A 1,081-nucleotide genomic window follows, 5' to 3' on the forward strand; every position below is an offset into this window, starting at 1 on the left:
CGAGGGCTGGAGCATTTTGACGAACTCGATGATTTTGTCGGGGCTGTGCCTGCCCTCGGCGTCGCGTGAATCTATGCAGAGTGCCGTCGCGTCTACGCCGCCGAGATACTTCATCAGCAGCGCCTTGCCCTCCATGACGCCGAGTCCGCCCGGGGGCGTGCAGTCCCCGTCGCCGAGCACCCGCGTCGAATCGGAGACGACCGCCACGAGGTTGCCGCGGTTCGACAGCGAGAACGACTCGTCGTTGTCGCTCCGTATCGTCGTGGAGATTTCGGACACGCCCGGCGTATACCACACGTTGAACCAGTTCAGCCCGTACACGCCGCATTTGGGCACGGTCTGCACCTTGCCGCCGTAAAAACGGTGCGCTTCGAGGGACAGGCGCTTCAGAAACAGCGTCTTTGCCCGCGCTTTCTGGTCTTCGGTAAACCCGCGCGGGAACAGCCCGTCGAGGTCTTTCAGGGAAGGGTCGATTTTCATTATTGCGCCTCTATAGTTTTCGTTTTCCGGCAATATACGGCTACCTTTCGGCAGTATATGTCCGCTGAGCGGTAGTATACGGCAGCCGCGCGCGCAAAAGCAAGCCCACTCGGTAGACGTGGTATATGCATCTCGACACAAAAACAACAGGGCGTTTGCCCTGCTGTTTCATTTTGCGCTCAACCGTCGGTGGGATTTGTCCGGCAGCTTTGTGGGTGGAAGGTTCCAGCAAAGCTCGCTTCGGTAGACAACTAGGTGGAAGCCTTCGGTGGGATTGCTTGGTAGCCTCGTTTTGTCAGCGTGTGCATTTTATTATGCGTCGTTTTCACCGTCGTCATATTTTTTTTGTCCGAAGTCTTTATGAACCCATTCCCGTGTAAAATGCCAGCCAAGTGTTATGCCAAAATTAGGAAACGGAAGAAAATGAAATATAGAGTCCGTCCACGCACATACCAGTCTGCCATAAATGCTTAAATATACCGGCGCTTCCGGCGAAAGCACAAAAGCATATCCCATGTCTGTCGCTGACTTCCAGTTCCAAATCGGTGTTTTTCCTAAAGCAATAACAGGCCATTCGTAGGCAGGATATAAGGTGTAATTT

1 protein-coding gene and 1 pseudogene are annotated in these 1,081 nt (G+C 54.0%); both read right to left on the reverse strand.

Going from position 1 to position 1,081, the window contains the following annotated elements; genetic code table 11:
- Window positions 1-483 (reverse strand): annotated as a pseudogene (locus AWU74_RS05960) (malate dehydrogenase); the annotation flags it as partial.
- Window positions 484-792: 309 nt separating this feature from the next.
- Window positions 793-1,081: hypothetical protein (locus tag AWU74_RS11750; RefSeq protein ID WP_187150887.1), on the reverse strand; the 289-nt coding region annotated here is incomplete at its 5' end.

The organism is Treponema endosymbiont of Eucomonympha sp., from assembly GCF_001028545.1.